Below are 21337 nucleotides of genomic sequence, written 5' to 3' on the forward strand. Positions count from 1 at the left end.
GCAAACAAAATTAAGAAAACCTGAGCCAAAGCTCGGAGAACAAATATGACTAAAGCCATCAGTATGGACGTGCTGCTTTCCCCTTGGGTGGATTGCCCTAGCTTATCGTCCGTTCTTGTTTCTGAATTGGAGCTCGACAGCCGAAGAGTTCAACCTGGAACCACGTTTGTAGCAGTGATTGGCCATGTTGTGGATGGGCGTAAATTCATTGCCTCTGCAATTGAGCAAGGTGCAAATGCAGCCCTGGCGCAAGCCTGCGATGTCAAAACACATGGTACGGTCGAAATCATTGATGATGTTCCCGTCATTTACATCGATAGGTTGGACCAACGTTTATCCGCAATTGCTGGAAAGCTCTATGCTTACCCTAATATGGATTTGATTGGTGTCACCGGTACCAACGGCAAAACCACCATTACCCAGTTAATAGCGCAATGGCTAGAACTGCTTGACCATAAAGCGGCGGTAATGGGAACAACAGGAAATGGCTTCCTCAATAACTTGCAACAAGCTGCGAATACAACGGGGAATGCCGTTGAAATTCAGAAAACGCTCTCCTCTCTCGCAAATCAACAAGCCACATACACCGCGCTAGAAGTATCTTCCCATGGCCTGACGCAAGGTCGTGTCAAAGCACTATCATTTGCGGCGGGCGTGTTTACTAACTTAAGTCGTGACCACTTAGATTATCATGGCACGATGGAAGAGTATGCCAATGCAAAGCTTGGGTTGTTCACGCAACACCAATGTGAACGTGCCATTATCAATGCTGATGATGAAGTAGGTCATCAATGGGCGTCGCAGTTAAGTAATGCGGTCGCTGTTTCGCTCAAGCCGAACACTGAATTTGAAAGCGCAATTTGGGCGACGGAAGTCAGTTACGCGGAGTCAGGGATTACTATTAAGTTCGATGGTAAATTTGGCTCAGGTGAATTGCACGCGCCATTGATTGGTGAGTTTAATGCAACCAACTTAATGCTCGCTTTTGCGACCTTATTAAGCTTAGGTAAAGAGAAACAAGCGTTACTCGAAACTGCAGGTCAACTGCAACCCGTACTCGGCCGAATGGAGTTATTCCAAACTGAGGATCGTGCCAAAGTCGTGGTCGATTATGCTCATACTCCTGATGCTTTAGAAAAAGCGCTGCAAGCTTTACGAGTTCATTGTGAAGGCCAGCTGTGGGCTATTTTTGGCTGCGGTGGCGATCGCGATGCAGGTAAGCGTCCAATGATGGCGGAAATTGCAGAGCGTCTGGGCGACAGAGTGGTGTTGACTGACGATAACCCACGCAGCGAAGATCCGGTTCAGATTGTGAAAGATATGTTAGCTGGGCTGTCAAAACCTGCTGAAGCGATTGTTCAGCATGACCGCTTCAAAGCGCTGTCTTATGCCATTGAAAATGCTTCGCCAAACGACATTATCTTGTTAGCTGGAAAGGGCCATGAAGATTATCAGATTCGTAATGGCGAAACGATTCATTACTCCGACCGCGAGTCCGCAATGCAACTTTTAGGATTGACCTCATGATCAAAGTAACGTTATCTCAAATTGCAGACATCACTCGTGGTGAGCGATTCGGCGACGAGCTACTTATCGACGCGGTTTCTACTGATACACGAACGATTGAGCGTGGGGCTTTATTCGTCGCGTTAGTTGGGGAGCGCTTTGATGCGCACAACTTTTGCCAACAAGCGGTAGATGCAGGTGCCGGTGCTTTACTCGTAGAAAAACGCTTAGATGTGAATGTGCCGCAAATTGTGGTGTCGGATACCAAACTTGCATTGGGTGAGTTTGCTTCTTGGGTGCATCAAGCATGCAAAACACCTACCGTTGCCATCACCGGAAGTTGCGGTAAAACGACCGTAAAAGAAATGGTTGCGAGTATCCTGCAATTGAAAGGCAAAGTGTTATTCACGGCGGGTAACTTCAATAATGATATTGGTGTTCCGTTGACATTATTGCGCTCACAGCAGGATGATGATTATGCCGCGATTGAGCTTGGTGCTAATCATATAGGTGAAATTGCTTACACGACTCAGTTAGTAAAACCAGATATCGCGTTAGTGAACAATGTAGCCGCCGCTCACCTTGAAGGCTTTGGTTCTATCGATGGCGTGAAACAAGCCAAAGGTGAAATCTACCAAGGCCTTTCAGCTGGTGGTATTGCGATTGTTAACCTAGACAGCAATGGTGAAGCCAAGTGGGATGAAGTGTTAGCAGATAAGAAAGTCATTACTTTTTCACAAAGTAATACTGATGCAGACTTCTTCGCTTCTAACATCGTATTGAACGCCGCAGGTGAAGCAAGCTTTGACTTACATATCGCAGCAAGCTCACAAGAAATTGAACTGTCTCTGGGTATTATAGGTCAACACAACGTTGCGAATGCGATCGCTGCTTCTATTATTGCGTTACAAATGGGCGCCACATTAGAAGAGGTTCGCGCTGGCCTTAAACATTTGAACAAAGTGAAAGGTCGCGTCGAGGTTGAAGCGCTGAGCGAAAAGATAAAATTGATTGACGACAGCTACAACGCGAGCGTGCCAGCCATGAAAGCGGCAGTTGATTTATTGGCCGCTTTCCCAGGTCAACGCTGGCTGATTTTAGGTAATATGGCGGAATTGGGCGAGGAAAGTCTTGCACTTCATCGTCAAGTCGGGGAACATGCTGCCCCACAAAAATTTGAACATGTTCTCACATATGGTGCAGACGCCAAGGTGATCAGTGATCTTTGCCAAGGCATTCATTTTGAGACGCACCAAGAGATGATTGAATACATCAAGCAGCATCTAGACCAAGCCGTTCCTGAAAACCATACGATATTGGTGAAAGGAGCGAATGGTGCACGTATGTTTGAAGTCGCTGCTGCTTTGAAGGAGTATTATTAATGATTATTTGGCTTGCCGAGCTGCTACAGCCATACCTGTCTTTTTTCCGATTGTTTGAATACTTGTCTTTTCGAGCAATCCTAAGCGTATTAACCGCTCTAGGTCTGTCATTATGGATGGGACCAATCATGATCAAGCGTTTGCAAATGCTGCAAATTGGTCAGGTAGTGCGTAACGAAGGTCCTGAATCTCACTTTAGTAAGCGTGGTACCCCAACAATGGGCGGTATCATGATCTTAGCGGCCATCTCAATCACGATTTTGCTATGGACAGACTTATCCAACCCTTACGTATGGGCGGTACTGACAGTCTTACTTGGCTACGGTGCGGTCGGATTTGTTGATGATTATCGTAAAGTGGTACGCAAAAATACCGATGGCTTGATCGCGCGTTGGAAGTACTTCTGGCAGTCGTTGATCGCGTTTGTCGTCGCTTTCGCATTGTATGCTTACGGTAAAGACACAGCAGCAACTCAGCTAGTGGTGCCATTCTTTAAAGACATCATGCCGCAGCTTGGTTTGATGTATATCATTCTGACTTACTTTGTCATTGTAGGTACAAGTAACGCGGTTAACCTGACTGATGGTCTAGACGGTTTGGCAATCATGCCAACGGTTCTTGTTGCAGCAGGCTTCGCGGTTATTGCATGGGCGACCGGTAACGTTAACTTCTCTGAATACCTTCATATTCCATACTTACCACATGCTTCTGAGTTGGTTGTCGTATGTACAGCAATCGTCGGTGCAGGCCTTGGTTTCTTGTGGTTTAACACGTATCCAGCACAAGTGTTCATGGGTGATGTCGGCTCACTAGCGCTTGGCGGCGCGTTAGGCACTATTGCTGTTCTCGTTCGTCAAGAGTTGGTGTTGGTGATCATGGGCGGTGTGTTTGTGATGGAAACGCTGTCGGTAATTCTACAGGTGGGTTCATACAAACTGCGTGGTCAGCGCATTTTTCGTATGGCACCGATTCACCACCACTACGAATTGAAAGGTTGGCCAGAACCTCGCGTAATCGTGCGTTTCTGGATTATTTCTATGGTTCTTGTTCTGATTGGTCTTGCGACATTGAAAGTGCGTTAATCGCACTTTCCAAGAACAAGATTTACAGTGTGATCAAATATGGAACGTTGGCAAAACATACATAGTGTTGTCGTCGTAGGGCTCGGTATTACCGGGCTCTCTGTCGTTAAACACCTAAGAAAAAATCAGCCACAGCTTGTGGTCAAAGTCATTGATACTCGCGTAAACCCTCCGGGTGCAGAGCGCTTGCCGGAAGATGTTCAACTGCATAGTGGTGGTTGGAATACAGACTGGCTTTCTGACGCGGATCTTATCGTGACCAACCCTGGTATTGCGCTAGCGACACCAGAGATCCAAGCCGTATTAGCAAAAGGTACGGCAGTAGTAGGTGATATCGAGTTATTCGCTTGGGCGGTGCAGAAACCGGTGATTGCGATTACGGGCTCAAACGGTAAGAGCACAGTAACCGACCTCACAGGTGTGATGGCTAACGCTGCAGGTTTGGATGTTGGCGTTGGTGGTAACATCGGTGTGCCTGCTCTGGATTTGTTAGAACAAGACGCAGACCTATATGTACTCGAACTCTCGAGCTTCCAGTTAGAAACGACGTCAAGCTTAAAGCTCAAAGCCGCTGCGTTTCTGAATCTTTCTGAAGATCATATGGATCGTTATCAAGGCATGTCTGACTATCGACAAGCTAAGTTGCGTATTTTTAACCATGCTGCTCTTGCAGTCGTGAACCGTGATGATCAAGAAACCTTCCCAGACGCAGAGATGCCATTGGTGACATTTGGCAGCGACAATCAGGACTTTGGTCTCGAGGTGGATGGCAACCGTACTTGGCTGCTCGATCACGGTCAACGAGTTGTCGCAAGTGATGAGCTTAAGTTGGTTGGTAAGCACAACTTATCTAACGCTCTGGTTGCTTTAGCGCTATTAAAAGCTGCGGACGTAAACTATCACAAAGCATTGAATGCACTTAAAAATTACACGGGACTGACACACCGATGCCAGGTGGTTGCGGATAATCAAGGCGTCAAATGGGTGAATGACTCTAAAGCAACTAATATTGCCAGCACTATGGCTGCGCTATCTGGTTTGGAATCGACAGGCAAGCTCTACTTACTCGTTGGTGGTGTTGGCAAAGGTGCTGACTTCTCGCCATTAAAACCGATCTTCGCGACGCTTAACTTGCAACTGTGTTGCTTTGGCGCTGATGGCGATGAATTTATGCCACTGCATGAATCTGCAATACGTTTCGACACTATGGAAGATGTGATTCAACAAGTATCTTCGCAGTTAAAACCAGGTGATATGGTGATGCTGTCTCCTGCATGTGCTAGCTTTGATCAATTCGACAACTTTATGGCAAGAGGTGATGCTTTCGCTGCTCTTGCTCAGAAATATGCATAATTAAAGGTTACACACTTCGTGGGTTTAGGTAACGTTAAACGCAGTATTGGCAATTGGCTCAAGCATCCAGCCCCAGAGGCGATGTTTGATCGTCAGTTAGTGTGGATTGCACTGGGTTTGATGTTGACTGGTTTGGTCATGGTAACCTCTGCATCATTTCCAATCAGCTCTCGATTAACGGAACAGCCGTTCCACTTTATGTTTCGTCATGCGACGTTTCTCGTGCTGGCGTTAGGGACCTCCGCTGTTATTTTGCAAGTGCCTTTGCAAGAGTGGTTTAAGAAGAGCCATTACTTACTTTGGGCTTCTTTCGCACTGTTGATCATCGTGCTCTTGGCGGGTAAGTCGGTTAATGGTGCGTCTCGTTGGATTCCCCTTGGGCTGTTTAACCTTCAGCCAGCGGAAGTCGCGAAGCTATCGCTGTTTATCTTCATGTCTGGTTACTTAGTTCGAAAGCAAGACGAAGTACGACAAACGTTCTTTGGTGGCTTTATGAAGCCAATCATGGTGTTTGCCTTCTTCGCAGTATTACTACTTGGTCAGCCAGACTTGGGGACGGTCGTCGTGATGCTGGTCACGCTGTTTGGCATGCTTTTTATCGCAGGTGCAAAACTAACCCAGTTTCTCGCCTTGATGGTGGCAGGTATCGGCGCTGTAGTAGGTTTGATTCTCGTCGAGCCATACCGTATGCGACGAGTAACCTCCTTCCTTGACCCGTGGGAAGATCCATTTGGCAGTGGCTATCAGTTGACTCAGTCTTTGATGGCGTTTGGTCGTGGTGAATGGTTCGGACAAGGTCTCGGTAATTCAATTCAAAAACTGGAATATCTACCGGAAGCGCATACCGACTTTGTGTTTGCCGTACTTGCTGAAGAGCTTGGTTTCGTAGGCGTAGTGCTGGTCTTAATGCTTATTTTTAGCTTGGTGCTAAAAGCGGTTTACATCGGCAAGCGTGCATTTGAAGAAGGCGAAATGTTCGGAGGTTATCTGGCTTTCGGAATTGGTATTTGGTTTGCGTTTCAAACCTTGGTTAATGTTGGAGCTGCCGCCGGTATTGTTCCAACTAAAGGTTTAACACTTCCACTCATCAGTTATGGTGGTTCTAGTCTAATAATTATGTCCGTCGCAGTGTCCATACTACTGCGTATCGATTACGAATGCCGCTTGAAACGCGAGCAACAACAATCAGAACAACAAGCTAATGAAACAAAATAAGCGTTTGATGGTGATGGCTGGTGGTACTGGCGGTCACGTATTCCCAGGTTTGGCGGTAGCAAAACAGCTTCAAGAGCAAGGTTGGGAGATCCGTTGGTTAGGTACGGCGGATCGAATGGAAGCGGATTTGGTGCCAAAACATGGCATTGAAATCGACTTTATCAAAGTGAAAGGGTTACGAGGTCAAGGCGTTAAACGTCTTCTTGCAGCACCATTTCAAATTATCAATGCCATTATGCAGGCTCGTGCTCACATGAAACGCTGGCAGCCAGACGCAGTGCTTGGTATGGGCGGTTATGTTAGCGGCCCGGGTGGTATTGCCGCTTGGATGAGTGGTATTCCTGTTGTTCTGCATGAACAAAATGCAGTAGCAGGTTTAACGAACCAATGGTTATCGAAAATCGCTAAGAAGGTTTTTCAGGCTTTCCCAGGCGCTTTTCCAAATGCCGATGTGGTTGGGAACCCAGTTCGTGAAGACGTGACTCAATTAGCAGCGCCAACTGAGCGCATGCAAGAGCGCCAAGGTCCAATTCGCATTTTGGTGATGGGTGGCAGCCAAGGCGCACGTATTCTTAACCAAACTCTGCCAGAAGTGATGTCGAAATTGGGCGAAGATTACTGTATTCGTCATCAAGCGGGTAAAGGTGCCGCCGAAGAAGTGAATGCAGCATACCAAGCTAATGGTGTGGTAAATGCAGAAGTAATGGAATTCATTGATGACGTTGCAGAAGCTTACACATGGGCTGACCTTTTAGTTTGTCGCTCTGGAGCGTTAACCGTATCTGAAGTCTCGGCGGCAGGTGTAGGCGCTATTTTTGTTCCATTCATGCACAAAGACCGCCAGCAAGCACTTAATGCAGACCACTTGGTGGATTGCGGCGCGGCGAAAATGATTGAACAACCAGATTTAACCGTTGAGTCTCTGACTCTGCAGATCCAACAATTGGATCGCCAAGCTTTACTTACAATGGCTGAGCAAGCGCGTGGCGCTGCAAAATTGAATGCTGACCGAGTTGTCGCACAAGCCATTGTCGCTTTGACCGAAAAGCGTTAACCGAATTATTGAGAATAGAATTGATGACAATCCAACATACACAAAACTTAGCTCAGATTCGCGCAATGGTGCCAGAGATGCGCCGCGTGAAATCCATCCACTTCATCGGTATTGGTGGTGCGGGCATGAGCGGCATTGCAGAAGTGCTGTTGAACGAAGGCTACCAAATCACAGGTTCTGATCTATCAGAGAACGCTGTGACAGAGCGTTTGGTATCAAAAGGTGCGACGGTATTTATTGGTCATCAAGCCAGTAATGTAGAAAAAGCCAGTGTGGTTGTTGTGTCAACGGCGATCAACGAAGAAAACCCAGAAGTGATGGCGGCACGTGAATTACGCATCCCTATTGTACGCCGCGCAGAGATGTTGGCTGAATTGATGCGATTCCGTCACGGTATTGCCGTTGCGGGTACACACGGTAAAACCACGACGACCGCTCTTGTTACTCAAATCTATTCTGAAGCCGGTCTTGATCCAACGTTTGTGAATGGCGGTTTGGTGAAAAGCGCAGGTACAAATGCGCGTCTAGGCTCGAGTCGTATTCTAATTGCAGAGGCAGATGAAAGTGACGCGTCATTCCTGCACTTGCAACCAATGGTGAGCATTGTTACCAATATCGAAGCCGATCATATGGATACCTATGGTGGTGACTTTGAAACCTTAAAGCAAACCTTCATCGATTTCCTTCATAATCTACCGTTTTACGGCCAAGCAATTGTTTGCATTGACGATCCTGTGGTTCGAGAGTTAATCCCACGTATTAGTCGTCAAGTGATAACTTACGGTTTTTCTGAAGATGCCGACGTACGTATTGAAGATTATCGTCAAGAGGGACAGCAAGGCAAATTTACGGTAGTACGTAAAGGGCGAGCTAACTTAGATATCACGCTGAATATTCCAGGTCGTCACAATGCATTGAATGCGTCTGCTGCGATTGCGGTTGCTACTGAAGATGATATTGAAGACGATGCGATCCTAAAGGCAATGGCTGGTACTCAAGGTACGGGAAGACGTTTTGATCACCTTGGCGAGTTTGATACTGGCAACGGCCATGCAATGCTTGTTGATGATTACGGCCATCATCCAACAGAAGTGGATGTAACCATTAATGCAGCACGCAGTGGGTGGCAAGACAAGCGTTTGGTGATGATTTTCCAACCGCACCGTTATAGCCGTACTCGTGATTTATACGATGATTTCGCGAATGTGCTTGAACAGGTGGATGTATTGATCATGCTGGATGTTTACGCAGCGGGTGAAAAGCCGATTGCAGGTGCTGATGGGCGCGCTTTATGTCGCACAATTCGCAGCCGAGGCAAGGTAGATCCGATTTTTGTTCCAGAAATCGAGCAATTACCTTCAGTTTTAGCTAACGTTATACAAGACGGCGACCTAATCTTAACGCAAGGTGCGGGTGATATTGGTAAAGTGGCGAAACAGCTGGCAGGTCTTAAATTGAATATAAACACGATGCTTGGCTGACACATATTGTTGATGCGAAGGACAGATAAAGACTCAGATCTCGATTTTGCGTCAATATCATTGTGATTTATTGCTATCAGTGTTTGATAGTTTACAAGAGCTCAGTATAATCCCAAGGTTAAAGTCAAGACTTTTACCTCTGCGTAATTATATGGGTAAAAAGTACACGACAAAAGTCAGGAAACGAAGACGTTGTTGAATATTGCACTGAATGACGAGCGACCAAATACGGGTAACAACCCTGGTCGTCAAGAAAAAATCTTGGGTGCGTTATTTTTCGTTGTGGTTGTGACTTTAATTAGTTCTGTTTTGTACGCGGCGATCAGTTGGATGTGGGATGACCAAAGGTTACCTCTCTCCAAAATAGTACTTCAGGGGAAACTGGAGTATGTCCAAGCTGACGATGTGCAGGCTGCATTTAGTCGAATTGATCACATCGGTACATTTATGTCTCAGGATATTGATGTATTACAGCAAAGTGTCGAAGCTCTGCCATGGGTAGCGCATGCCGCAATCCGAAAGCAGTGGCCGGATACAGTAAAAGTTTTTTTGACGGAGCATCAACCAGAAGCCATTTGGAATGGCAACGAACTGTTAGATAAAAACGGGTTCGTTTTTGATGGAGATGTTGCTCTGTTGCAAGAAGAAAAAGTGAAGCTGTACGGACCCAAAGATAGCGGACCGGAAGTCTTACAGACTTACCGTGATTTGAGTCCTAAGTTTCAGCAATTGGGTTTAGCGATATCGTCTCTGGTATTAAACGAGCGACGAGCTTGGCAAATCATCCTTGATAACGGTATTCGATTAGAGCTCGGTAAAGAGTCTCTTCTTGAGCGTATAGAGCGCTTTTTTAAGCTCTATAACAAGCTTGGCAGTGACACGCAAAGAATCAGTTATATCGATCTTAGGTACGATACAGGAGCCGCAGTTGGTTGGTTTCCTGAACAAGAGTTAGAAGAGAGTACAGATGACTAAGGCCGCTGATGACAACATTATTGTTGGTCTTGATATAGGCACTGCAACCGTATCGGCTCTAGTGGGTGAGGTTTTACCAGACGGTCAAATTAATATTATTGGCGCAGGTAGTAGCCCCTCACGCGGCATGGATAAAGGTGGCGTGAATGATTTGGAGTCGGTTGTAAAATCAGTACAACGTGCAATTGATCAAGCTGAATTAATGGCAGAGTGCCAGATCAGCCGAGTCTTCATTTCGTTGTCTGGTAAGCATATCGCAAGCCGAATTGAAAAAGGTATGGGCACGATTTCTGATGAAGAGGTGTCTCAAGAAGACATGGATCGAGCTATCCATACCGCAAAATCGATTAAAATCGGTGATGAACAGCGAATTCTTCATGTGATCCCGCAAGAGTTCACCATTGATTACCAAGAAGGAATCAAAAATCCGCTTGGTTTATCTGGGGTAAGAATGGAAGTGAGTGTCCACCTTATCTCATGCCATAATGACATGGCACGCAACATTATTAAGGCGGTAGAACGCTGCGGCCTTAAAGTAGAACAACTCGTATTTTCTGGGCTTGCTGCTAGCAATGCAGTAATCACCGAGGATGAAAGAGAGCTTGGAGTTTGTGTGGTTGATATTGGCGCCGGCACGATGGATGTGGCCATCTGGACTGGCGGTGCGTTACGTCACACAGAAGTATTTTCGTACGCAGGAAATGCTGTAACCAGTGATATTGCTTTTGCTTTTGGTACGCCAGTGAGCGATGCTGAAGAAATAAAAGTCAAATATGGCTGTGCTTTGAGTGAACTGGTCAGTAAGGATGACACGGTTAATGTACCAAGCGTAGGTGGACGACCATCACGTAGCCTGCAACGTCAAACGTTGTCAGAAGTGATTGAGCCACGCTACTCTGAGCTTATGGGACTGGTTAACCAAACTATCGACTCTGTACAAGCAAAATTGCGCGAAGAGGGTATCAAGCACCATCTCGCCGCGGGAGTTGTACTCACTGGCGGTGCTGCGCAAATGAACGGAGTGGTAGAATGTGCGGAACGCGTATTCCGCAATCAAGTAAGGGTCGGCAAACCGCTCGAAGTCAGCGGATTAACTGACTATGTAAAAGAGCCGTACCATTCTACGGCAGTTGGATTACTTCATTACGCAAGAGACATGCAGTCTAGCGACGATAGCGATTATAATGAACCTAAACGCTCATCTGTAACTGGCTTTTTCGATAAATTGCGTAACTGGATACAAAAAGAGTTTTAACCTGAGTTGCAGGATAAACGGAGACAACACATGTTTGAACCGATGATGGAAATGTCTGACGATGCAGTAATCAAGGTCGTTGGGGTTGGTGGCGGCGGTGGTAACGCCGTTGAACACATGGTGCGTGAATCCATCGAAGGTGTGGAATTCATCAGCGTCAACACTGATGCGCAAGCACTTCGTAAGACAAGCGTTGGCAATGTTATTCAGATCGGTGGTGATATCACTAAAGGTCTGGGTGCAGGTGCTAATCCACAGGTTGGCCGTGACGCAGCTCTCGAAGACAGAGATCGAATTAAAGATTCCCTGACTGGCGCCGATATGGTGTTTATCGCAGCTGGTATGGGTGGCGGTACCGGTACTGGTGCAGCGCCTGTTATTGCTGAAGTGGCTAAAGAGCTTGGCATTCTAACAGTAGCGGTAGTAACTAAACCGTTTAGTTTTGAAGGTAAAAAGCGTTTGGCATTTGCTGAGCAAGGTATCGATGAGCTGTCTAAGCATGTTGACTCTTTGATCACGATTCCAAACGAAAAGCTACTTAAAGTACTTGGTCGTGGTGTAACACTACTAGAAGCTTTTGCAAGCGCTAACGATGTTCTTAAGAATGCCGTTCAAGGTATTGCTGAGCTAATTACTCGCCCTGGCATGATCAACGTCGACTTTGCGGACGTAAGAACTGTAATGTCTGAAATGGGTCACGCAATGATGGGTAGCGGCATCGCCAAAGGTGAAGACCGTGCTGAAGAAGCGGCTGAAATGGCAATTTCTAGCCCACTTCTGGAAGACATCGATCTAGCGGGCGCTCGTGGTGTTCTTGTCAATATTACTGCTGGTCTGGATATGCGTCTTGACGAGTTTGAGACGGTTGGTAATACAGTGAAGGCATTCGCTTCTGACAATGCGACTGTTGTTATCGGTACTTCTCTAGACCCTGATATGACTGACGAAATCCGCGTAACAGTTGTAGCGACAGGTATTGGTAATGAGAAAAAGCCAGATATCACGCTAGTTGCGGGTGGTAAAGCTAAAGTGGCACCGACGCCGCAAGCTCAACCACAGCAACAAGCAGCGGCAACGCAAGCTGAAGAAAAACCGGCACAGACTTTGCAAAATAATCAAGTGCAAGAGAAGCCACAGGTAACTCCTCAGCCGACAAACACTGCTCCTTCTTCTCCAGCTTCGTCGAGCCAAAGTTCTGCGGCTCCAAAGCAAGAAAAGGAAAGTGGTTATTTAGATATACCGGCATTTTTGCGTCGTCAGGCTGATTAATCTTTAACCCATAAATTTGACATGGCTCAAAATTATGGTAGCATTCACGGTCGACGTTACAGACGGCCGTGTTTTGTAGCAAATTTTTGAGAGGCAAGCAGATGATCAGACAACGTACTCTGAAAGAAATAGTGAAAACAACTGGTGTGGGTCTCCACTCTGGTCGTAAAGTCACACTTACTCTGCGCCCGGCTGCTGCAAATACAGGTATCATTTACCGTCGTACAGATGTAAATCCACCTGTAGATTTTCCAGCTGATCCAGCTTCGGTTCGTGACACTATGCTATGTACAGCACTAGTGAACGACGAAGGCGTGCGTATTTCAACTGTTGAGCACTTGAATGCGGCACTTGCTGGTATGGGCATCGATAACATTGTTGTCGAAGTAGACGCACCTGAAATTCCGATCATGGATGGTAGTGCAAGCCCATTTGTATACTTGCTACAACAAGCAGGTATCGAAACGCAAAATGCGCCAAAACGCTTCATCCGCATCAAAAAGCCAGTTCGTTTTGAAGATGGTGATAAATGGGCAGAATTTGTACCATTTAACGGCTTCCGTATGGACTTCGAAATTGAGTTTAATCACCCAGCGATTGAATCAGACGAGCAACGTTTGCTGTTTGATTTCTCGTCAAAAGGCTTTGTTCGTGAGATTTCTCGAGCACGTACGTTTGGCTTTATGCGTGATATCGAATATCTACAATCTCAAAACCTAGTTTTGGGTGGTAGTTTTGATAATGCTATCGTTTTGGATGATTACCGTATTCTTAATGAAGAAGGTCTACGCTTTGAAAATGAGTTTGTGACTCACAAAGTGTTGGATGCGATTGGTGACCTTTACATGTGTGGCCATCCAATCATTGGTGAATTCCGTGCCTTTAAATCTGGCCACGGTTTAAATAACCAACTGTTACGTGCTGTTCTTGCAGATCAGGAAGCGTGGGAGTGGACTACATTCGAAGAAGAAGTCGGCTCACCAGTAGCATTCGCAGAACCAAATATGGTGCTTGCGTAAATACTTGGCATTAGAATTAATAAAAAACCAGGTTTGTGCCTGGTTTTTTGCTATTTGGCTTTAATCTTCGACTTATCAATAACATTCAAGCTTTCAGCATATTGAAATAACGTTCACTTACGATCTTCCTTTTCTGCCATATCGGCTAATCGTTTTAAACGCTCTTGAATTTTAGGTGGCGCCATGTCGGCAATCGTCATTAATGACTTTGCTGCAGATTCTGTTAGTGGTGGACGCTTAGGTCTGTCGTCTTGTTGAAAGCGGTTTCTATATAGTGAAGGATTGATCCTCACTTCAACGCTCATCAGCTTGGCAAAGCCTTGAGTACGAAGTTTATTTAGGATCATGAGGCGATCGTAATCGATCTTCATTTTGATCGCGGCACTAGAGACATCGATCAATAGATGGCCGTTACGAACATTCGCTACTCGGCAATGATCGGCCGTCCCCATGGGTAAGACCTCTTGCAAAGCTTGGTTAAGCTGTAAGATTTCTCCAGCATGTTCTTGAATCTGCTTGAACTGTGACTCAGCAATAACATCTTCAGTCGAGGTTGGACGGTGATCACGCATAGGTAAAATCTAATTTTGTTGAGATATAGCTATTCTAGAGCAGCTTTCTATCAAGGTATAGTTTACATTAACGTCTTTAGCTTCAGTTTTACAATGTAGCAAGGTAAAAAGCAAAGTTTGCTCTGGATGGATTACACATATTGCGGTATGCAATATCGGCTAATCAGTCACCACTTTAAGTAAAAACTTCAGAGTGCTTCAAACAAATACGTCTATTTATGGTTGTATCGATTAAAAATCCTTACACTAAGCCACATTGTTTCAAAACTTAGCCTTGAAATATGGATGTTTGAACTCAATATCTTTGATAAATGATTTATCTCAGTATTCTTAGTTCCAAACTGGCAGAGACTGAAGGCATTATGAGTAGATCGGGAACGGTCTGAATAAAGAGAGATTCACGAAAAATGATAACTAAGCTACTGACAAAAGTGATTGGCAGTCGCAACGACCGAACACTGCGCCGCCTTAGAAAAATTGTAAAAGAAATTAATAACTATGAGCCAACATTCGAGGCTCTAAGTGACGAAGAGTTAAAAGCAAAGACGGTTGAATTCCGTGAGCGCCTAGATAAGGGTGAAACTCTTGATAAACTACTTCCAGAAGCTTTTGCTACGGTTCGTGAAGCATCTAAGCGTGTCTACGGTATGCGCCACTTCGACGTCCAGCTTATCGGTGGTATGGTTCTAAATGCGGGTCAAATCGCTGAAATGCGTACGGGTGAAGGTAAAACGCTGACGGCAACGCTTCCTGCTTACCTAAATGCCCTAGCTGGTAAAGGCGTTCATATTGTAACAGTGAACGATTATCTAGCTAAACGTGATGCAGAGACAAACCGCCCTCTATTTGAATTTTTAGGTATGACTGTTGGCGTAAACGTGCCAAACATGCCTCCTCAAGAGAAAAAAGAAGCGTACCAAGCTGACATCTTGTACGGAACGAACAATGAATTTGGTTTTGACTACCTTCGTGACAATATGGCTTTCCGTAGCGAAGATCGCGTACAACGTGAACGCTTCTTTGCAGTTGTCGATGAGGTGGACTCAATCCTAATTGATGAAGCTCGTACCCCTTTAATCATTTCTGGTCCTGCTGAAGATAGCTCTGAGCTATACACCCGAATCAACCTTTTGATCCCGCATCTTAAAAAGCAAGACAAAGAAGACTCTGAAGAATATCGTGGTGATGGTCACTACACTGTTGATGAGAAATCAAAGCAAGTATACCTCACAGAAACGGGCCAAGAGTACGTTGAAGAACTGTTGGTGAAAAATGGTCTTATGGAAGAGGGTGACACACTTTACTCTCCGACTAACATCAGCATGTTACATCACGTGAATGCCGCTTTGCGTGCTCATGTGTTGTTTGAGCGCAACGTTGATTACATCGTTACTGACGAAGGTGAAGTAGTAATTGTTGATGAACATACTGGTCGTACAATGCCAGGTCGTCGTTGGTCTGAAGGTCTTCACCAAGCAGTAGAAGCGAAAGAAGGCGTTAAGATTCAAAACGAAAACCAAACTTTGGCTTCGATTACCTTCCAGAACTACTTCCGCTTATACGAAAAACTGTCTGGTATGACAGGTACTGCGGATACTGAAGCGTTTGAGTTCCAATCTATTTATGGCTTGGAAACGGTGGTTATCCCAACCAACAAACCAATGATTCGTAACGATATGCCGGATGTGGTGTACCGTACCGAAGCTGAGAAGTTTGCTGCAATCATTGAAGATATCAAAGAGCGCGTTGCGAAAGGTCAGCCAACATTGGTTGGTACAGTATCGATTGAAAAATCAGAACTTCTTTCTAACGCATTGAAGAAGGCTAAGATCAAACACAACGTATTGAATGCAAAATTCCATGAGAAGGAAGCGGAAATTGTCGCTGAAGCGGGTATGCCTGGTGCGGTAACTATCGCGACCAACATGGCCGGTCGTGGTACGGACATTGTGCTTGGCGGTAGTTGGCAATCAAAAGTGGAAGCTTTGGAGAACCCAACTCAAGAACAAATCGATGCGATTAAAGCAGAGTGGAAAGTGGTACATGATCAAGTACTAGATGCTGGTGGTCTACACATCATTGGTACTGAGCGCCACGAATCTCGCCGTATTGATAACCAGCTACGTGGTCGTTCTGGTCGTCAAGGAGATGCAGGTTCATCTCGCTTCTACCTATCTATGGAAGACTCTTTGTTACGTATTTTCACTTCTGATCGTATGGCGAGCCTTATCCAAAGTGGTATGGAAGAAGGTGAAGCAATTGAATCGAAAATGCTTTCTCGCTCAATTGAAAAAGCACAGCGCAAAGTGGAAGGTCGTAACTTTGATATCCGTAAGCAGCTACTAGAATACGATGATGTGGCGAACGATCAGCGTAAGGTTGTCTACGAGCTGCGCGACGAATTGATGAACGTTGAAGACATCAGCGGTATGATCGAGCAAAACCGTGAAGATGTGCTAACAGCGGTTATTGATGAGTACATCCCACCACAATCACTAGAAGATATGTGGGACGTTGAAGGTCTGCAAGAGCGCTTGAAAGCAGACTTCGATCTTGATGCGCCAGTGAAGCAATGGCTTGAAGAAGACGATAAGCTTTACGAAGAGGCGCTACGCGAGAAGATCATCAATCTAGCCGTTGAAGTGTACAAAGAGAAAGAGGAAGTGGTGGGTGCGCAAGTGCTTCGTAACTTCGAGAAATCGGTTATGCTTCAAACTCTGGATACGCTTTGGAAAGAGCACTTGGCAGCAATGGATCACTTGCGTCAGGGTATTCACTTACGCGGCTATGCGCAGAAGAACCCGAAACAGGAATACAAGCGTGAATCGTTTGAACTGTTTGAAGGTCTACTAGAAGCGCTGAAAACTGATGTGATTACTGTTCTATCTCGCGTTCGAGTTCAGCAACAAGAAGAAGTTGAACGTATGGAAGAGCAACGTCGTGCGCAAGCTGAAGAGGCCGCTCGTCGTGCTCAAGCGCAACACGCAGCAGCACAAAACCCTCTTTCTGAAGGTGAAGAATCTGAAGAAGGTTCAAGTCAGCCAATGGTACGTGATGAACGTAAAGTAGGTCGCAATGAGCCTTGCCCTTGTGGTAGTGGTAAGAAGTATAAACAGTGCCACGGCAAAATCGACTAACGTATTAGTCAGATAATTTTTTAAAGAGTCGCCTAGGCGGCTCTTTTTTTAAGCAAATTCTGTGGCTGTCGAATTTCATAAGTTTTGATAGCATCGGATAGTTTTAGAGATGCAAAGACCGTTGAAGTGTAACGGCTTGAGAGTTAGGAACCCCTATGAAAAGAATTCACATAGTCGCGGCTATTATTTTTAACCAAGACAAATCAAAAATTTTTATTACAAAGCGTCCAGACGACAAGCATAAAGGCGGGTTTTGGGAGTTTCCCGGCGGGAAAGTCGAGTCAGGAGAAAGTATTGAACATGCTCTAGCAAGAGAACTTGAAGAAGAGGTAGGAATTGAAGTTACTGAGCAAGCCCTTTTCGAGCATTTGGAATATGACTATCCAGACAAATCACTTAAGTTTGATTTTATTACGGTATCTAAGTTCAGTAATGAGCCTTACGGCCGAGAAGGTCAAGAAGGTCGCTGGGTTGAGATAAGAGAATTGGGTAACTATGCCTTTCCTGAAGCGAACGTGCCTATCTTGGAGCGTGTCGTAAAAGAGTTCGCTTAAGCCTGATGAACTTGCTTGTGGTAACCACGGTATGTTGTTAGTTTAAACAGATTAAGCGAAACGAGAGAACGAGAGCAAACCTCGTTATCCAGAGAAGGAGAGAAAGCGCAATGGTTCGTATTGCAATCGCAGGAGCAGCAGGCCGAATGGGCCGTAATTTGGTTAAAGCTTCACACCTTAACCCAGAGGCGACAGTGAGCGCGGGATCAGAACGACCTGAGTCCTCACTTGTCGGTGTCGATATCGGTGAACTTTGTGGTGAAGGCAAATTCGATGTGTTCTTAACGGATGATCTTGCTAAAGACGTCGATAATTTTGATGTAATCATCGATTTTACTGCCCCAGTAAGTACGTTGGCGAATCTTGAACTGTGTAAGAAGCATGGAAAGAGTATTGTGATTGGGACGACTGGTTTCAGTGATGCAGAGCGTGAACTGATTGACGAAGCCGCTAAGCAAGTGCCTGTTGTCATGGCTCCTAACTACTCTGTTGGTGTGAACCTAGTATTTAAGCTTCTTGAGAAAGCAGCCAAAGTGATGGGCGACTACTGTGATGTTGAGATTGTCGAAGCACATCATCGTCATAAAGTTGATGCTCCTTCTGGTACCGCTATCGGGATGGGCGAAGCCATTGCTGGTGCGATGGGCAACAAGCTGAATGATGTAGCTGTCTATGCGCGAGAAGGTATCACAGGTGAACGTACTAAAGATGAGATCGGCTTTGCTACAATTCGCGCTGGCGATATTGTCGGTGAGCACACAGCCATGTTTGCTGATATCGGGGAACGAGTGGAGATAACGCACAAAGCGACCGATCGTATGACGTTTGCTAATGGCGCCGTCAAGGCCGCTGTTTGGTTGAGTGCCAAACCAGCGGGCTTTTATACCATGACAGATGTTTTGGGATTGAATGAACTCTAAATACATAATTATTCGCCGGCGGTAGCCGGCTTTTTTATATCTATAGAATTAGTTGTAAATGAAATGATTCTAACAGAAAGTATTTTGGTGCTTACTTTTGTTGTTATTTTGGTTGTTTTGTGGGTGTTTTGGGTTTTGATGTCTAAAAACTAATGTCTTTTTTGTTGGGTGAACGTTTGCGTGAAAAGCTCATACTTTTTTGTGATCTCTAAAAAGTTCAAATTTGTAAAATTCATTAAACCTCTATGCCTCTCTATGTAATAGCATGTAAAAGTTATCTTTTTGGGCCTTACTGATTCAAAATGACCTTACTCGCTAGAAATTAATCATTTATTTTTGATTGTAGGTTGACAGGTTTCGAGTCCAACTTTAGAATACCGCCAATTTGTCTGAAATACCTATTTATGTAGATTTTATAGGTAAAGGAAGGCATGTTTGCAGTTTGATTTATTTTTTTTGCATTTTTATTCTGGAGGTTGTCTTGGGTAAATTAGCACTGTTGGTCCTAGAAGATGGGACAGTGTTCCGCGGAGTGTCCATAGGGGCAGATGGTCTTTCCGTTGGTGAAGTCGTTTTTAATACCTCGATGACGGGGTATCAAGAAATCCTCACTGATCCTTCCTATTCTCAGCAAATCGTCACTCTCACTTATCCTCATATTGGCAATACCGGAACCACTTCCGAAGATGAAGAATCCTCTTCCATTCATGCACAAGGCCTTGTGATTCGCGATCTTCCTCTAATCGCTTCTAACTTCCGTAACGAACAATCCCTCTCTGATTATCTTAAGTCTCAAAATATCGTTGGCATCGCTGATATCGATACTCGTAAGCTCACTCGTATCCTGCGTGAAAAAGGTGCTCAAAACGGCTGTATTGTTGCGGGCAACAACCTAGACGAAGCTTTGGCACTAGCGAAAGCAAAAGAATTCCCAGGCTTAAAAGGAATGGACCTTGCGAAAGAAGTTACAACAAAAGAAGCGTATCAATGGAAGCAAGGTTCGTGGACGCTTGAAGGTGGACTTCCAGAGGCGAAAGATGACAGCGAGCTGCCATACCACGTTGTCGCTTACGACTTTGGCGCAAAACGCAACATCTTACGAATGTTGGTTGACCGCGGCTGCCGCTTAACGGTTGTACCTGCAGAAACGTCAGCGGAAGAAGTTCTGGCACTAAATCCAGATGGCGTATTCTTATCAAACGGCCCTGGTGACCCAGAACCATGTACTTACGCGATTGAAGCAACCAAAGTGTTCCTAGAAAAAGGCCTGCCAATTTTTGGTATTTGTCTAGGTCACCAAATTCTGGCGCTAGCATCAGGTGCGCAAACGGTGAAAATGAAGTTTGGTCACCACGGTGCAAACCACCCAGTAAAAGATTTAGAGCGTAACGTTGTGATGATTACCTCGCAAAACCACGGCTTTGCGGCAGATGAAGCAACATTACCGGAAAACTTACGTGCTACTCACGTATCGCTATTTGATGGCTCTTTGCAAGGTATCCACCGCACAGACAAGCCAGCATTTAGCTTCCAAGGTCACCCAGAAGCGAGCCCTGGTCCACATGACGCGGCACCGCTATTTGACCACTTTATCGAACTAATCAAAAAACACAGCGCTTAATTCGGAGTAGTAGATAATGCCAAAACGTACTGACATTCAAAGTATTCTAATTCTTGGTGCTGGTCCGATTGTTATCGGTCAGGCATGTGAGTTTGACTACTCTGGCGCACAAGCGTGTAAAGCTCTTCGCGAAGAAGGCTACCGAGTTATCCTAGTTAACTCTAATCCAGCAACGATTATGACTGACCCTGAGATGGCAGATGCGACTTACATCGAGCCGATTCAGTGGGAAGTTGTACGCAAGATCATCGAGAAAGAACGTCCTGATGCAGTTCTGCCAACTATGGGTGGTCAGACAGCACTTAACTGTGCGTTAGATTTAGAGAAGCACGGCGTTCTCGCAGAGTTTGGCGTAGAGATGATTGGTGCAACGGCTGATGCAATCGACAAAGCGGAAGACCGTTCTCGTTTTGATAAAGCGATGAAGTCTATCGGCCTTGAGTGTCCTCGCGCAGATACAGCGAAGAGCATGGAAGAAGCTTACAAAGTTTTAGATATGGTTGGCTTCCCTTGTATCATCCGTCCATCGTTCACCATGGGTGGCACTGGTGGTGGTATCGCGTACAATAAAGAAGAGTTCGAAGAAATCTGTCGTCGTGGTCTGGACTTATCTCCGACCAACGAACTTCTTATCGATGAGTCGCTAATCGGTTGGAAAGAGTACGAAATGGAAGTCGTTCGTGACAAAGCGGACAACTGTATCATCGTATGTTCAATCGAGAACTTTGACCCAATGGGCATCCATACGGGTGACTCAATCACGGTTGCTCCAGCACAAACACTGACTGACAAAGAATACCAGCTTATGCGTAATGCATCGCTAGCTGTTCTGCGTGAAATCGGTGTTGAAACAGGTGGTTCAAACGTACAGTTTGGTATCAACCCGAAAGATGGTCGTATGGTCATCATCGAGATGAACCCGCGTGTATCTCGCTCTTCTGC

The 21337-nt window shown here is 45.5% G+C and carries 17 protein-coding genes; 16 read left to right on the forward strand and 1 reads right to left on the reverse strand.

The features are described 5' to 3' along the window. Positions 1-45 precede the first annotated feature (45 nt). From murE to lpxC, 11 genes are all read left to right on the forward strand, one after another. Positions 46-1527 (forward strand): UDP-N-acetylmuramoyl-L-alanyl-D-glutamate--2,6-diaminopimelate ligase, encoded by a 1482-nt coding sequence (gene murE / locus R7040_RS09840; protein ID WP_033906090.1) that lies wholly within the window; start codon positions 46-48, stop codon positions 1525-1527. Beyond that, the gene (locus R7040_RS09845; protein ID WP_213896361.1) at positions 1524-2888 is read left to right on the forward strand and encodes a UDP-N-acetylmuramoyl-tripeptide--D-alanyl-D-alanine ligase; all 1365 of its coding nucleotides are present in this window, start codon (positions 1524-1526) and stop codon (positions 2886-2888) included. Before murE ends, R7040_RS09845 begins: the two co-directional genes overlap by 4 nt. Continuing rightward, positions 2888-3970, forward strand: coding sequence for a phospho-N-acetylmuramoyl-pentapeptide-transferase (mraY, locus tag R7040_RS09850; protein ID WP_005372931.1), 1083 nt, complete (start codon positions 2888-2890; stop codon positions 3968-3970). Before R7040_RS09845 ends, mraY begins: the two co-directional genes overlap by 1 nt. Before the next feature lie 39 nt (positions 3971-4009). Next, positions 4010-5323 (forward strand): UDP-N-acetylmuramoyl-L-alanine--D-glutamate ligase, encoded by a 1314-nt coding sequence (gene murD, locus R7040_RS09855; protein ID WP_033906092.1) that lies wholly within the window; start codon positions 4010-4012, stop codon positions 5321-5323. Between the two features lie 18 nt (positions 5324-5341). Then, positions 5342-6538, forward strand: a complete 1197-nt coding sequence (ftsW, locus tag R7040_RS09860; RefSeq protein WP_005372933.1) for a cell division protein FtsW — start codon at positions 5342-5344, stop codon at positions 6536-6538. Further along, complete coding sequence (murG, locus tag R7040_RS09865; RefSeq protein ID WP_085569656.1) at positions 6525-7592, forward strand: undecaprenyldiphospho-muramoylpentapeptide beta-N-acetylglucosaminyltransferase; 1068 nt, start codon at positions 6525-6527, stop codon at positions 7590-7592. The genes ftsW and murG overlap by 14 nt, the downstream gene beginning before the upstream one ends. Before the next feature lie 23 nt (positions 7593-7615). Beyond that, the gene (gene murC / locus R7040_RS09870; protein ID WP_318096853.1) at positions 7616-9073 is read left to right on the forward strand and encodes a UDP-N-acetylmuramate--L-alanine ligase; all 1458 of its coding nucleotides are present in this window, start codon (positions 7616-7618) and stop codon (positions 9071-9073) included. A 192-nt stretch (positions 9074-9265) separates the two neighbouring features. Continuing rightward, positions 9266-10048 (forward strand): cell division protein FtsQ/DivIB, encoded by a 783-nt coding sequence (locus tag R7040_RS09875; protein ID WP_025768409.1) that lies wholly within the window; start codon positions 9266-9268, stop codon positions 10046-10048. Next, positions 10041-11303: a cell division protein FtsA gene (ftsA, locus tag R7040_RS09880; RefSeq protein WP_318096854.1), complete on the forward strand. Its 1263-nt coding sequence runs from the start codon at positions 10041-10043 to the stop codon at positions 11301-11303. Before R7040_RS09875 ends, ftsA begins: the two co-directional genes overlap by 8 nt. 30 nt (positions 11304-11333) lie before the next feature. Beyond that, entirely contained in the window at positions 11334-12572 is a 1239-nt protein-coding gene (gene ftsZ / locus R7040_RS09885) for a cell division protein FtsZ (RefSeq protein ID WP_017633617.1), read from the forward strand. 101 nt (positions 12573-12673) lie between these two features. Continuing rightward, positions 12674-13591, forward strand: a complete 918-nt coding sequence (gene lpxC / locus R7040_RS09890) for a UDP-3-O-acyl-N-acetylglucosamine deacetylase (protein ID WP_005381871.1) — start codon at positions 12674-12676, stop codon at positions 13589-13591. 113 nt (positions 13592-13704) lie between these two features. On the opposite strand, the gene R7040_RS09895 is transcribed toward lpxC, so the two are convergent. Beyond that, complete coding sequence (locus tag R7040_RS09895; RefSeq protein WP_005381869.1) at positions 13705-14163, reverse strand: DUF721 domain-containing protein; 459 nt, start codon at positions 14161-14163, stop codon at positions 13705-13707. 407 nt (positions 14164-14570) lie between these two features. Between R7040_RS09895 and secA the strand changes: the two genes are divergently transcribed. From secA to carB, 5 genes are all read left to right on the forward strand, one after another. Further along, positions 14571-17300, forward strand: a complete 2730-nt coding sequence (gene secA, locus R7040_RS09900) for a preprotein translocase subunit SecA (RefSeq protein ID WP_136976978.1) — start codon at positions 14571-14573, stop codon at positions 17298-17300. Between the two features lie 155 nt (positions 17301-17455). Next, entirely contained in the window at positions 17456-17854 is a 399-nt protein-coding gene (gene mutT, locus R7040_RS09905) for an 8-oxo-dGTP diphosphatase MutT (RefSeq protein WP_005387387.1), read from the forward strand. 110 nt (positions 17855-17964) lie between these two features. Beyond that, a complete protein-coding gene (gene dapB / locus R7040_RS09910) occupies positions 17965-18774 on the forward strand; it encodes a 4-hydroxy-tetrahydrodipicolinate reductase (RefSeq protein WP_005381860.1) in 810 nt (269 codons plus the stop codon). A 481-nt stretch (positions 18775-19255) separates the two neighbouring features. Then, positions 19256-20395 (forward strand): glutamine-hydrolyzing carbamoyl-phosphate synthase small subunit, encoded by a 1140-nt coding sequence (gene carA, locus R7040_RS09915; RefSeq protein ID WP_017821483.1) that lies wholly within the window; start codon positions 19256-19258, stop codon positions 20393-20395. A gap of 16 nt (positions 20396-20411) precedes the next feature. Beyond that, positions 20412-21337, forward strand: a 926-nt coding sequence (gene carB, locus R7040_RS09920; RefSeq protein ID WP_318096855.1) for a carbamoyl-phosphate synthase large subunit, incomplete at its 3' end; no start/stop codon positions are given.

The sequence above is a fragment of the Vibrio sp. 1069 genome (genome assembly GCF_033340555.1).

Bases quoted from the DNA above. Each gene is read 5' to 3' on its own strand.
- R7040_RS09895 (WP_005381869.1), bottom strand. From the start codon at position 14,163: ATGCGTGATCACCGTCCAACCTCGACTGAAGATGTTATTGCTGAGTCA.
- ftsA (WP_318096854.1), top strand. From the start codon at position 10,041: ATGACTAAGGCCGCTGATGACAACATTATTGTTGGTCTTGATATAGGC.
- dapB (WP_005381860.1), top strand. From the start codon at position 17,965: ATGGTTCGTATTGCAATCGCAGGAGCAGCAGGCCGAATGGGCCGTAAT.
- murE (WP_033906090.1), top strand. From the start codon at position 46: ATGACTAAAGCCATCAGTATGGACGTGCTGCTTTCCCCTTGGGTGGAT.
- murD (WP_033906092.1), top strand. From the start codon at position 4,010: ATGGAACGTTGGCAAAACATACATAGTGTTGTCGTCGTAGGGCTCGGT.
- mraY (WP_005372931.1), top strand. From the start codon at position 2,888: ATGATTATTTGGCTTGCCGAGCTGCTACAGCCATACCTGTCTTTTTTC.
- ftsZ (WP_017633617.1), top strand. From the start codon at position 11,334: ATGTTTGAACCGATGATGGAAATGTCTGACGATGCAGTAATCAAGGTC.
- R7040_RS09845 (WP_213896361.1), top strand. From the start codon at position 1,524: ATGATCAAAGTAACGTTATCTCAAATTGCAGACATCACTCGTGGTGAG.
- secA (WP_136976978.1), top strand. From the start codon at position 14,571: ATGATAACTAAGCTACTGACAAAAGTGATTGGCAGTCGCAACGACCGA.
- murG (WP_085569656.1), top strand. From the start codon at position 6,525: ATGAAACAAAATAAGCGTTTGATGGTGATGGCTGGTGGTACTGGCGGT.
- murC (WP_318096853.1), top strand. From the start codon at position 7,616: ATGACAATCCAACATACACAAAACTTAGCTCAGATTCGCGCAATGGTG.
- lpxC (WP_005381871.1), top strand. From the start codon at position 12,674: ATGATCAGACAACGTACTCTGAAAGAAATAGTGAAAACAACTGGTGTG.
- mutT (WP_005387387.1), top strand. From the start codon at position 17,456: ATGAAAAGAATTCACATAGTCGCGGCTATTATTTTTAACCAAGACAAA.